Raw genomic sequence first — 11,998 nt, forward strand, 5'->3', positions numbered from 1 at the left:
CTCCCTCTACGAAAGCCAGCCAGCGAAAAATAGCCTGGCCAGTGTGTTGAAAGTCATAATTACTCCAAGAGCCGCAAACAGAAGATGGATTATCTTGCGTCCCATTGAATGACTGCTTTTTGCGGTTAGTCCTGCCATAGCGCCTGCTACAGCAGATATGGCGGCGAAGAAACCTATCCACTGCTGTGCTGTTTCAGGGATGTAGGAAGGATTAAGAAGAGTAAAAATGAGGGATCCGTCAATTAACGCAATAAAGGCGATAGGCAAATCCAGTATACCAAAAATCCTGCTTAGCCATAAAACAGTGACTTCTGCTGTAGGAGGGCGGATTCCAATAATATTTTCATTATCGATGCTTTCTAATTTTACTGTTTTTCTGGAGGCTACACTTGCGTTTGGACACCAGCCTATAGAATGCTTAATAAGTTCAACCAAGCCTGAACCTTCTGTAACTAACTTCTGTCCATATTTTTTATTGAACCGTATGCTCAAAAAGCTTGGAATCGAGGGAAGTAATGCAAAAATGAACGCCCAATAAATGCTCCATTCCATTTTATAATTATCATTCAATAAAGAAAGCTCAAGAATAATCACAGCAAATAGCCCTGAAAGCAGGATTACATTAAAATAACAGAGTTTAGAATATAATTTTCTAAAGATGAGAATATTATAAATTAACACAATAGTTGTAACTGAGAACAGCATACTTGCTACTGATAAAGTAATATCTGCCAAAAAAGATCCGTAGTTTAGCGCAAGATATGATATATTGTGAAGGTCGAAAGCTTGATAAACGCTCATCGGTAAAATAAACAAAGACGCAAACAGCAGAGTAAAAACATGCCCGATGATTAATAAATCTAATTTCCATTTTTTAACAGGTAAACCGGCATTTATTGACTCTATTTTATATTCTACGTACCCTATTTTTTGCTCTGTTATACTTGCATTCGGACACCAGCCCATCATTTTCTTAACATTTTCCATTAAATTTATCATCATGCCAGCCCCCTCAACTTCTCAAAAAGTTCCTCAGCCAGCTTCGTTGGATCGTCAGTTTTTTCAAGCTGAAGCTTCATCTCATCAGCAAAATCCCACAGCAGTTCAATGCATTGTGCATATCTTGTACAGGTGCCGCAATTCCCTTCATGCTCGTACCATACCTGCATTCCATGCTTTGCAGATACGAAAATTATGGCGCTGGCATTAAAGGGCACAGAATGCCCGAACAGGATGCCTCGATCCGTGTTTATCTTCTCTACCTCTATCTGGTTTGCGCGCGCCATCTCAACAAGGGTTTTTTCTATCCTTTCATCCATCGTGAGGAGCGCCTTTGAAACAGCCTGTTTGGAGATTTTGAACAGACGCGCTATGTCAATGCTGAGAATACCGCTGCGCCTCAGCCTCCAGAACTCAAACTGCTTGTCATTTAAAGGAAGGAACATGTGTCAATATATGAGTATTGACAATATAAAGATTATGACACATTATCCTGGAAGGTATTAATTACCCCCTCTAAATTAAATGGTAAATAGAAAAAAATATTTTTAGTGAAGCCTCTACAATATTTGATATTTTTGAATAATGATATTCATAATTGTATAATCAGCCATGTTAATGCTCAGTAATAAGCCTATATAAACTGTCAAAACAAAAAAGAGTTATTATGGATGAACCAACTAACGATAAAACCTCGCCGGATAAAGCGGATGTAATAATCATAGGCGGGGGTGCATCCGGACTTGAAGCCGGAAAGGAAATAGCAAAAGCAGGGAAAAAAGTTTATGTGATCGAGGCCCGGAACAGGCTTGGTGGCAGGATACATACTTTAACCGTTCCAGGTTTTTCAAGACCTTTAGAAACAGGCGCAGAATTTGTCCACGGTGACATGCCTGCAACTCAATCGTTGTTAAGAGAGGGCGGTATCAGGTTCTACCCTATTGCGGGAAAATACTATATGATTAAAAACGGAAAATTCCAGGAACATGAAAATCTCTGGACCACTTTCCCGATACTTCTTTCAAAATCAGATTCACTTAAACAGGATATGCCTTTCAGTAAATTTTTGGATCAGTACCTGAACGAAGAGAAATATAAAACCACACGGGAAATTGCCAGAAGTTTCGTAGAAGGTTATGATGCGGCCGATATTAAAAGAGCCAGCACATTTGCTCTGAGGGAAGAATGGAAAATTTTCGGCCAGTCGGACCAGTACCGTTTGAAGGGTGGTTACATTAAGCTTATAGACTTTCTTTCAAAGGAAATATTAAAGCATAACGGTGCAATCTTTTTGTCAACTGTTGCAAAAGAAATCCGGTGGAAGCCAGGCAGCGTTGAAGTTATTAGTGACAGAGGTAAAATTTATTCAGCGCGCAAAGCGTTGATTACTGTACCGCTTGGAGTTCTTCAATCAGAACCGGACGATGAAGCTTACCTTCATTTTTCCCCCGGATTGCCTGAAAAACTGGAGGCAGCAAAATCAATCGGGTACGGCACTGCTATAAAAGTATTTCTCGAATTCAAGTATGCTTTCTGGGAATCATCTGAAAATCAAATACGTAAGACGCCTGAGCTTGGTCTTCTTATTTCCGATACTTCTTTTACTGCCTGCTGGACCCAACTGCCTGATAAGACCCCCCTTCTTACAGGATGGCTTGCAGGTCCGCAGGCGGAGAAATATAAAAACACATCTGATGAGAACATGATAACTATGGCACTCGATGCTCTGTGTTATATTTTTAATACAAACAGATCATTCCTCATAAAGAATCTGCGCGCAGGAAAGGCTGTAAACTGGCAGACCGATCCTTTTTCGCTTGGGGCTTATTCTTATGCAACCGTAGGGTCAAATGAAGCAAAAAAGATATTAGCCCGGCCAGTTGAAGATACATTATTTTTTGCCGGGGAAGCCCTGTCGGAAGGCACCGCTATGGGAACATTGGAAGAAGCACTTGCGAACGGAAAGAAAACAGCTAAGGAATTATGCGGAGGATGGGATTCGAACCCATGAACTCCTGCGAGACAGGACCCTAAATCCTGCGCCTTTGACCTGGCTGGGCGACCTCCGCGCGAGCCTTCAGATGATTCTTATTACATAAAGCTTTGATGTCTGGAATAAGGAAAATTCTTAAAATAGAAATAGTTATGATGTGCGTGGGCAGGTAACCGATTTTACCCTTAACCTCACTCCCCCAACCTGCCGCAGCACTACAATCATAATGTTGTAGTAGCACCCTGAAATAGTTAGTTATCATAAGGTGCTACCAGAACACTAAAACCTTTTTTAGACTTTAGATGCAAGTGACCTATTGTTTACATGCTTGAATATTTCTTAAAATTATGAAACTCATTTTCCTGTTAATATCATTACTACCAGGCTTGCTTCATACAGTATTATAAACGGCAGCGCGACCATTATCTGCGTGAACATGGTGGGGTCGGGTGTTACCCAGGCTGCGATTATCAGAAGTATGACGTATGCATGCCTTCTGTAATGAGCAAGCGTTTTCCTGGATGTAACCCCGATATGGACAAGAAAAGTCAATATCACGGGTAATTCAAAAGCTATTCCAAGGATCACCGTTGTCATTACAATAAAAGAGATGAATTCATAAATTGAAAAAGTCGCATTTATCCCCAGGTTCATGGCGTCCTGATAAAGGAAACTCAGGAAAAAAGGAAGCATATACAAATATGCATATCCTGCACCAATCAAGAACAGAGCTATTGAAGTAGTTATCGCTATAACAATAAGCGATCTTTTTTCTCGTATAAATGGGAGGCTGGTTAGCCTGCCTCTTGCTCCCCTGTAAACGTAATATAGTATGAGAGGAGAGACTACCAGAAAACCGAATATAAGGGACATCTTGAATTCAAGCATAATTACTTCCATAGGGGTTAGATAAATAATATTCGGCTTATATAAATTTAGGTTCTGGGAAACATTTAAAATATCATTTGAGACCCTCGTCAGGTTCTGGGCAATTACGGAATTTATGGAATTTACGGAATTATTATCAGCAAGCCTTTTTGATATCAATACAATTTCATTGGAAATTTCAAGCAATTGTTTAGCCGAATCCGGTCTATCCTGTATGTTCAAACGCCAGAACATATCAGTTTCTATTTTTTTAATTACCCCTCCCATATATGAAAAAGATATAAGCGCCCCTGCCCCGAAAACAGCGACAAGATAAATTATATTTTTTTTAATCTGAGAAATTATTGAAAAGATCCCTTCAAAATTCATTTTAAGTCCCTATCTGTAATGGTTCCGTTATTTTTTTCAAAGTTGCGATTGCAGATAGTGCTGCAAGAAAACTTGTCCTTGGGTTGTCAGGTGACGGGATATTTTCTATGCGCGATGTGAACATCCCAAAATCCCCGATAACCGTAATTTCATGAATGTTCCTTGAAGCCTCAGGATCAACATAAACTTTCACATGTGTTTTTTCAGCCCCGATCCCTGCAAGGCTCAATGATGCGGCTACATTGACATTTGCCGGGAATGACCTGACTGCTTCCTTTGCATTTCCTTCAAATATCAGGGTCTTTTCATGAAAAGAACCGGGATCAATATTGTTTTCAACGATAAAAGGAGCGCCACTTAATCCTTTCGGGTTTTTTGTGGTTGAAAGAATAACTTTATCTATTGTTGCTATCGATGCTGATTTTAAACCATCGATACCGGATATGGCTCCTGAAGGTACATAAATCCTGCAATCATTTTTCCTGGCAGCCATTGTAAATCCATTCAACAAATCCGGGTCCATGAGAGCGCCTGCACTCATAACCATGAGATCTTTTCCCTGTTCCAGAACCAAAAGCCCAAGTTCTCTCACTGCGGCCTGGGAAGCACACTCCACGACAATATCTGCTTTTGATATTAATTCTGCAGGCTGGGAGATCACAGGTTTATTTTCAAGTGACCCGAATAAATTCTCACAATGCTCACTACTCCTGTCATAAATTGCTACAAGCTGTGCGTTTATATTCCCGGTATCTATGGCCTTGCATATCCTGGCACCTATTGCACCGCAGCCGATAACTCCAATTTTAAGCATATATTTACTGATATGTTTCCTGATAATTTAACAGTAGCCTATAAGTCATCTCTGGATAATTAATCAGAGGGATTTGATTATGCTATTAACTGAACTGGAACGTTTTGTTGAAGAAGATATCGGCTACGATGATATTTCATGCAATATAATTCCGGATTGCAGGGTCAGAGCAGAAGTTATCGCTAAGGAATTCGGAATTGTTGCAGGTTTAGCTGAAGCCACGCAGATCTTTGAATATTTTGAAGTTTTTCCTGCTACGGATTTCCAGGATGGGGACCTGGTAAAAGAAAACGAAGTCATTTTCAGCCTCGATGGCGGGGCAAGATCAATACTTAAAGCAGAAAGGCTTGCATTGAATTTCCTGGGAAGAATGAGTGGTATCGCAACCCTTACGCGCGAGTATGTGGAAAGAGCCGGAGGGCCAAGGATCGCAGGTACCAGGAAAACGACGCCAGGATTCCGGAAATTTGAAAAAAAAGCAATCGTGGCGGGGGGTGGAGATCCTCACAGGTATAATCTTTCAGATGCTGTCATGATAAAAGATAACCATATTGCTGTGATCGGGCTTGAAAAAGCCATAACAGCAGCTAAAAAAGCAGCAAGTTTCACGAAGAAAATAGAAGTTGAAGTGGAAACAGCAGATGATGCAGTCATAGCTGCAAACATGGGCGCGGATATTATAATGTTCGATAACATGACAGTGAAGGAAATTCAAAAGGCGGTAAATATACTTGAAGAAAAAGGGCTAAGGGACGGTATCACACTTGAAGCATCTGGCGGCATATCCATTGAAAACGTGGATAAATATGCAAGGACAACGGTTGATGTTATTTCGATCGGAGCGCTAACACATTCATCGAACTGGCTTGATGTCAGCCTTCGGATTAATTCAGTTATACCGGAATCAGAAATTTTATAGGAAAGAATAAAATACTCTTGAGGATATCTAAGGCCACGCACCTGCGGGGTCGTAGGGTAGCTTGGTCCATCCTTCATGCTTGGGGTGCATGAGACCTGAGTTCAAATCTCAGCGACCCCATAAAATCTTTCATTTATTTTTAGGCAAAGCTACTTGGGTCACAATTTCAAATAGATAAGTAAAATATAAATACCATGATAACTGAATAAATTGTGATAGGATGTGGAATTAGATTTGACCAACAAATTATATCATTACAATAAAGGGATTTTGTAACAACGACTTCCAGTGCAAATTACATCTTTTTGCCACATTCCTAAAAGCTGGGAAATTAGTGAAAATTGGAGTGACAAATATGAAAGAAGACGAAATAATGGAGGGTGACCTCACGAATTCAGTTGAGGTAAAAAAGAATCATTTTGTAAGAATGGATAGGAGAACATTTTTAAAAATGGCAGGTGTGGCAGCAGCCGCTATAGCCCTGAATCCTAAGATGGTTGATACAGCTACAGCGTCTACCCTTGTTCCCCAGGTGCCATTTCCGGGAAAGAACATACTTCAATATGTAGACTCGTTGCCAGTATTTGGACCTGCGGGGGGTCTTAATCAAATTCCGAGGGTGAATGGAAATAATCCGGTAACTGTTACATTGAAACCCTTCAGTCAGCAGGTTCTTTCTACAGGAACTATCCTAGCTCCCGGAGTGGTCGTCGGTCCGGCTGCTGGATTGACAAATGTATGGGCATATGATTTGAACGGGATAACAAATTATCCGACAGTTACCATAGAAGCTACAAAAGGTACACCTACCCATGTGACCTACATAAATAACCTGACACCTGACCTCTACAAGTACCTGACAGTTGACCAGACCCTGCACTGGGCTGACCCGCTTATGAACATGCAAAATATGCCAATGGCGCCATATCAGGGTCCTGTTCCCGTAGTTACGCACCTGCATGGCGGAGAGGTGCCACCACAGGTTGATGGCGGCCCGGACGCATGGTGGACTCCTGACGGGTTACAGGGACACGCATACTTCTCGGAACCTGGAGCAGCAATTAATGCCGCGAAATATACTTATCCTAATGTTCAGGAAAGCACCACGCTGTTTTTCCATGATCATGCCTTGGGCGTCACGCGGCTTAATGTCTTTGCAGGTCTTGTTGGTTTCTATTTCATAAGGGATGCTCTTGAGACCGCAGTAAGTCCTCCCCTTCCTGCTGGTCCCAATGAGATAGAGATGGCAATACAGGACAGGATGTTTGACACCACAGGTCAGTGGTTCTTCCCGGATCTTGGACTGAATCCTACTGTGCATCCTTTCTGGATCCCGGAATTCTTCGGGGATGCAATTGTTGTAAATGGAAAGACCTGGCCATTCCTGGTTGTGCAGCCGCGCAGGTATCGTTTCAGGTTTGTGAATGGCTCAAACGCACGCTTCTATCGCCTTGACCTGGGCTCGAAGCTTGTATTCTGGCAGATAGGAACGGATGGCGGTCTTTTGGATTCTCCCGTGGCTGTCAATCAGCTGCTTCTTGCGCCTGGTGAGCGTGCAGATGTAATCATAGACTTTGCGCCATTCGCAGGGAAGAACATTACGATGACAAACAGCGCCAAGGCACCATTCCCTGCAGGAAAGAACCCGGATCCAAAGACGACTGGCCAGATCATCCAGTTCAGGGTAAGTCCAACACTGGCGCCAGATAGCAGCTTCGATCCAGCAGCAGCAGGTGCGACCCTTCGTAGCCTCGCAAACCAGATTGTGAGGCTCGTGAATCCTCTTACTGGAACCCTGGCCATAAATGTGACTCCCACCAAAAAGCGCCAGCTGACCCTGAACGAGGTCATGGGGCCGCTTGGACCTCTTGAGGTCATACTCAACAACACCAGGTGGACCGGTTTGTGGCCTGGAACAGCGCCAATGTCGCCGCCTCGCGTCAGGACGCTTCCGGGTGGAATAACGGACTTTACGCCGTTTACTGTTGGCGGTGTTACAACATATTACTCTGAAATAGTGCAGGAGGGTACTACAGAAGTGTGGGAAATAATCAACCTTACAAGGGATGCGCATCCGATACATCTCCACCTTGTGCAGTTCCAGATCTTGAACAGGCAGCCTTTTAATAAGACACAGTATCTGGCAGCGTACAATGCATTGTTCCCAGGAGGAACATTCGATGGTGTGCTTTATGCGCCCGGAGCTTATATCCCGGCTTATGGTCCACCCTCAAATTATAACGTGGCGAATGCCGGAGGTTATGTTGGCGGCAACCCGGATATTCTGCCGGCTTTGCAGGGCACACCTATTCCGCCGAATCCCAATGAAGCAGGATGGAAAGATACTGTAGTTGCGTATCCAGGTGAGGTCACACGCATTGCTGTGCGTTTTGCGCCACTTGATAAGCCGATCACAGATCCGAACCTGTATTATCCGTTCAATCCCAATGGGGGGCATGGTTTTGTCTGGCACTGCCACATCATCGACCATGAGGACAATGAGATGATGAGGCCGTATAGTGTAGCACCAGCAACCGTAGCTGCTCCAACAGTGGTTATTACGGCTCCAGCGACAGGAACTGTGAATACAGCTATCACTCTGACTGGCGCTCCAACCTATGCACCAGGATTAACAGGAAATATAGTATGGTCGGGTGTTGATCCGATAACAGGATTACCGATAAGTTTCGTACCGGATATAATAAATCCTAATACTGTTGCATTTACACCCGTTAATACTGGAACATATACAATAACAGCTACGGTCAAAGATAGTCGTGGAAATACCGGCAGTGCGACCGCTACGATTATTGTTGCGTAGATACTCCCTGGAAATCGGTATTGACAGGTAAATGTGTGATACCTGTCAGGGCTGCTTTTGCAGCCCTTTTTTTGAAATAATAGCAATTCTTGCCTCATGGGTAAATCATTTAAGAAGGAAAGAACAATAAAAGAATGAAAATGACTACGGTTGAACTTTATTATTCAGACACCTGCTTAACCTGCCATCAAGTCAGGGCTCTTTTAATGGAAACGCTGCCAAAAACCGTGAAATTCAAAGAGATTAACACATCCTACCCTGAAGGAAAGCAAAAGGCATCCGAACTAAATATTATGTCGGTGCCAACGGTGGCTATCGATAAGGATGTTGTTTTTGTTGGAAGAGTCTCAAAAGAAGAGCTCTTAAAAGAGTTATCTTTGAGAAAGTAATATTTTTTCCTGTATTGATTTTTTAATTAACCAAAAAAAACAGAAAGATATATTTACTATGAGTATAATCATACTCATAACCAAAACGGTGAGGTATAAAATCAAACAGGATGGTGAAAAAATGAGGCGAAGCAGAATTGATATTGTTGTTAGAATATTGGATGTAGCGAAAAATGGGGTAAACAAAACAGCTATCGTTTATAGGTCAAATATTAATTTCACACTGGCAGGGAAATATCTTAACCTGCTGGAAAAACAAGAACTCCTTGAGAACAAATCTGACAAATATATTACAACTGATAAAGGAAAGGTATTTTTACAAAAAGCTAAAGAATTAACTCTGCAACTGGAAGCTCCGATACAGGAGGCTAAAAAAATAATCCCGTGGTTAGAAGTACCCCAGAAAGTTAAAATGAAATCCCAGGCAAGTGAAGCTATATATTTGTAAAAGCCAGAGCTCATTTCTTATCCGACCTGGAAGCATCTCATTGAGATTGAACCGTATTGAAATCCTTCATAAATAAATTTTAACGGGTCATTTTCTTCCTGTAAACCTAATACATATATCATTGGTAAATAATGGTCAAGTGTTGGCACTGCCAGGTATGAACCATTTATATTTTGATATTCAATGAGTTTTTCATGGTTCATATTTATAAGAGCTGATTTTGCTTTTTCATCGAATTCTACAGCCCAATCAAAAGATGTTGAATCAATATTTCGAAAATCAAGAATTCCAAGGTTATGGACAATATTACCACTACCTATGATAAGAACTCCTTTTTCCCTTAAAAACGCAAGTTCTGATGCCAGATTATAATGATATCGTACCGGTTTTGGATGCCATTCATTAAATGTATAATCAAGGCTCATCTCAAAAACCGGAATATCCGCTCCCGGATATATATGCTTTAAAATTGCCCATGAGGCATGGTCTAATCCCCATTCATTGTTACATCTGATCCGGGTCTTTTGTACAGATCCTGTCAAATACCTTGCACCATCTGCGAAACCCTGGCATGGATATTCTATTTTGTATAATTCTTCAGGAAACCCATAAAAATCATGAATAGTCTTTGGTTTTTCCATACACGTGACATATGTTCCATTTGTCAGCCAGTGTGCTGAAATGACCAGTATCGCTCTTGGTTTTGGCAAATGTTGTCCCAATTTTATAAGACTGTCAGTAAAGTCGTTTTTCAAAATGGTGTTCATGGGTGAACCATGACCTATGAACAATACTGGCATTTTCCTGCCATCAGTTTTTTCTGAGATCGTCATCTTTCCTTGATTATTTAATAAGTTTATGGTAATCACTTATAAGATTTCAATATTTCAATACCTTTTCCTGGAAGTTCAAGCAGGCTTTTTTTGAGATCGTCCCTATCATTTAATATTTGTTTTCCTGTTGATGCTGTCAAATGCTCTGTATGTACTTCCTGCACACTTCTTTTAAAATCGTTATGGTAGTAAGTATTTATGATCAGGTCGCTCAAATCGAGTTTCTCATCAAATGCAGGTTCCTTTTCAAATAATGCAGGAACCGTGATCAGTTTTTTCCCATCACAAGTTTTTGATAAAAAACAGAAAATCGTTCTTCCGATATATTTCTTTGCAGTTGCAGCCAGAAGCCTCCCGGTTAAACCACTTCCTTTGATACTATTGACCAACAACCCGCAATACCCGATTTCCCCACCCTTCATGAAATACCTGGCATGGAGAACCAATTCCACATGTCTTATGGGAACCTTGACCTGGGAATGCTCCATATCAACAGGAAGTTCCTCAAAACCATTTAATATATCCATAAACGTTGTATGGTGAATTAATGGCTGATCTTTTCAAGTCTCATCCTGAACTCTTTCCTGTGCCTTTTTTCTTCATCCAGGATATGTTTTAACACGCCAATAACTTCCTGATCATCAATACTTTCAATTTGATGTTTGTATATTTCTATGGTTTCAGTTTCAAGTGCCATCTGTTTTTTGAGTTGTCCGTAAAGGTCATCCCCGCCAAAATCAAGTTCTTTATGTTCCATACCGGGCTTCCCGCCTCGTTTTACGATCAGGTCGGCAAGCCAGTTCATATGCCTCATTTCATCAATCGCTATCGCTTCGGTCACCCTGCCGGGGTCGCACTCTGGCATTATAAAAGCATTCCTGGTATAGATCAATGTGGCTTCAATTTCCCTTACGAAATTTTCATTCAATAAACGGATTATTTCATCGACTTCCAGATCAAATCCTCCCGAATTATAGAAGAGTGAACAACATAAGAGTATTTATCTTTAATTAAATACCATTGTTTTTATATCAGGCAGGTATATTCCAGTATATATGTTTGAATCCCTTGAAAGCATTCTGCTTAATTATGGTTATCAGGGTCTTTTTCTGGCAAGTTTCCTGGCATCGACCATTCTTCCTTTCGGAAGCGAAGGTATCCTGGTTTATCTTGTCCAGAAAAAATTCAACATACCTGCGCTGGTACTGGTAGCAGCAGTTGGTAACTTTCTCGGGGCCTGTACAAGTTATTATATCGGTTTTAAAGGAAGAATACTTATTGAAAAATACCTGAGGTTTGATCCGAAAGAACTTGAAAAGGGAGAACAATTTTTCACTAAATACGGTTTATTTGTATTGTTATTTACATGGCTTCCTTTCATAGGAGATGTATTCACAGTGGTTGGCGGATTATTGCGGACGGATTTCAAGATTTTTTCTGTTCTTGTATTCACGGGCAAATTCCTTCGCTATCTGGCAGTGGCATATCTTGCTAATGCTATTCTTTAATTCCATTTTGATCGCAA

The 11,998-nt window shown here is 41.3% G+C and carries 13 protein-coding genes and 2 tRNA genes; 7 read left to right on the plus strand and 8 right to left on the minus strand.

Annotated features, from left to right (window positions below; translation table 11 throughout):
* Positions 1 to 6: 6 nt before the first annotated feature.
* Positions 7 to 1,002 (minus strand): hypothetical protein, encoded by a 996-nt coding sequence (locus FIB07_10515; GenBank protein NJD53288.1) that lies wholly within the window; start codon positions 1,000 to 1,002, stop codon positions 7 to 9.
* The gene (locus tag FIB07_10520; GenBank protein NJD53289.1) at positions 999 to 1,445 is read right to left on the minus strand and encodes a hypothetical protein; all 447 of its coding nucleotides are present in this window, start codon (positions 1,443 to 1,445) and stop codon (positions 999 to 1,001) included. The genes FIB07_10515 and FIB07_10520 overlap by 4 nt, the downstream gene beginning before the upstream one ends.
* Positions 1,446 to 1,666: 221 nt before the next feature.
* Here FIB07_10520 and FIB07_10525 point away from each other — a divergent pair, with 221 nt between their 5' ends.
* Positions 1,667 to 3,010: an FAD-dependent oxidoreductase gene (locus tag FIB07_10525; GenBank protein NJD53290.1), complete on the plus strand. Its 1,344-nt coding sequence runs from the start codon at positions 1,667 to 1,669 to the stop codon at positions 3,008 to 3,010.
* Here the strand turns inward: FIB07_10525 and FIB07_10530 are convergent.
* From FIB07_10530 to FIB07_10540, 3 genes are all read right to left on the minus strand, one after another.
* Positions 2,984 to 3,068 (minus strand) — tRNA-Leu (locus FIB07_10530). The two genes, FIB07_10525 and FIB07_10530, sit on opposite strands and share 27 nt — an antisense overlap.
* Before the next feature lie 278 nt (positions 3,069 to 3,346).
* Positions 3,347 to 4,249, minus strand: coding sequence for a preprotein translocase subunit TatC (locus FIB07_10535; protein ID NJD53291.1), 903 nt, complete (start codon positions 4,247 to 4,249; stop codon positions 3,347 to 3,349).
* Between the two features lies 1 nt (position 4,250).
* Positions 4,251 to 5,063: an aspartate dehydrogenase gene (locus tag FIB07_10540; protein NJD53292.1), complete on the minus strand. Its 813-nt coding sequence runs from the start codon at positions 5,061 to 5,063 to the stop codon at positions 4,251 to 4,253.
* A 79-nt stretch (positions 5,064 to 5,142) separates the two neighbouring features.
* Here FIB07_10540 and nadC point away from each other — a divergent pair, with 79 nt between their 5' ends.
* The 5 genes from nadC (at position 5,143) to FIB07_10565 (ending at position 9,640) form a co-directional block, all read left to right on the plus strand.
* Positions 5,143 to 5,982, plus strand: a complete 840-nt coding sequence (gene nadC, locus FIB07_10545) for a carboxylating nicotinate-nucleotide diphosphorylase (GenBank protein NJD53293.1) — start codon at positions 5,143 to 5,145, stop codon at positions 5,980 to 5,982.
* A gap of 45 nt (positions 5,983 to 6,027) precedes the next feature.
* Positions 6,028 to 6,102, plus strand: a tRNA-Pro gene (locus tag FIB07_10550).
* 307 nt (positions 6,103 to 6,409) lie between these two features.
* The gene (locus FIB07_10555) at positions 6,410 to 8,803 is read left to right on the plus strand and encodes a twin-arginine translocation signal domain-containing protein (protein NJD53294.1); all 2,394 of its coding nucleotides are present in this window, start codon (positions 6,410 to 6,412) and stop codon (positions 8,801 to 8,803) included.
* A gap of 134 nt (positions 8,804 to 8,937) precedes the next feature.
* The gene (locus tag FIB07_10560; protein NJD53295.1) at positions 8,938 to 9,192 is read left to right on the plus strand and encodes a hypothetical protein; all 255 of its coding nucleotides are present in this window, start codon (positions 8,938 to 8,940) and stop codon (positions 9,190 to 9,192) included.
* Positions 9,193 to 9,313: 121 nt separating this feature from the next.
* Positions 9,314 to 9,640, plus strand: coding sequence for a transcriptional regulator (locus FIB07_10565; protein NJD53296.1), 327 nt, complete (start codon positions 9,314 to 9,316; stop codon positions 9,638 to 9,640).
* 17 nt (positions 9,641 to 9,657) lie between these two features.
* Here FIB07_10565 and ygiD read toward each other — a convergent pair whose 3' ends face one another.
* The 3 genes from ygiD to FIB07_10580 form a co-directional block, all read right to left on the minus strand.
* Positions 9,658 to 10,440 carry a 4,5-DOPA dioxygenase extradiol gene (ygiD, locus tag FIB07_10570; GenBank protein NJD53297.1) on the minus strand — a complete coding sequence of 261 codons (783 nt, stop codon included), beginning with the start codon at positions 10,438 to 10,440 and terminating at the stop codon, positions 9,658 to 9,660.
* 65 nt (positions 10,441 to 10,505) lie between these two features.
* Positions 10,506 to 11,000, minus strand: a complete 495-nt coding sequence (locus FIB07_10575) for a hypothetical protein (protein NJD53298.1) — start codon at positions 10,998 to 11,000, stop codon at positions 10,506 to 10,508.
* 17 nt (positions 11,001 to 11,017) lie between these two features.
* On the minus strand, positions 11,018 to 11,428 hold the full coding sequence (locus FIB07_10580; GenBank protein ID NJD53299.1) for a ferritin: 411 nt from the start codon (positions 11,426 to 11,428) through the stop codon (positions 11,018 to 11,020).
* 100 nt (positions 11,429 to 11,528) lie between these two features.
* Here FIB07_10580 and FIB07_10585 point away from each other — a divergent pair, with 100 nt between their 5' ends.
* Positions 11,529 to 11,981, plus strand: coding sequence for a DedA family protein (locus FIB07_10585; GenBank protein NJD53300.1), 453 nt, complete (start codon positions 11,529 to 11,531; stop codon positions 11,979 to 11,981).
* Positions 11,982 to 11,998 lie beyond the last annotated feature (17 nt).

This window comes from Candidatus Methanoperedens sp. (assembly GCA_012026795.1).
Lineage (GTDB): Archaea > Halobacteriota > Methanosarcinia > Methanosarcinales > Methanoperedenaceae > Methanoperedens.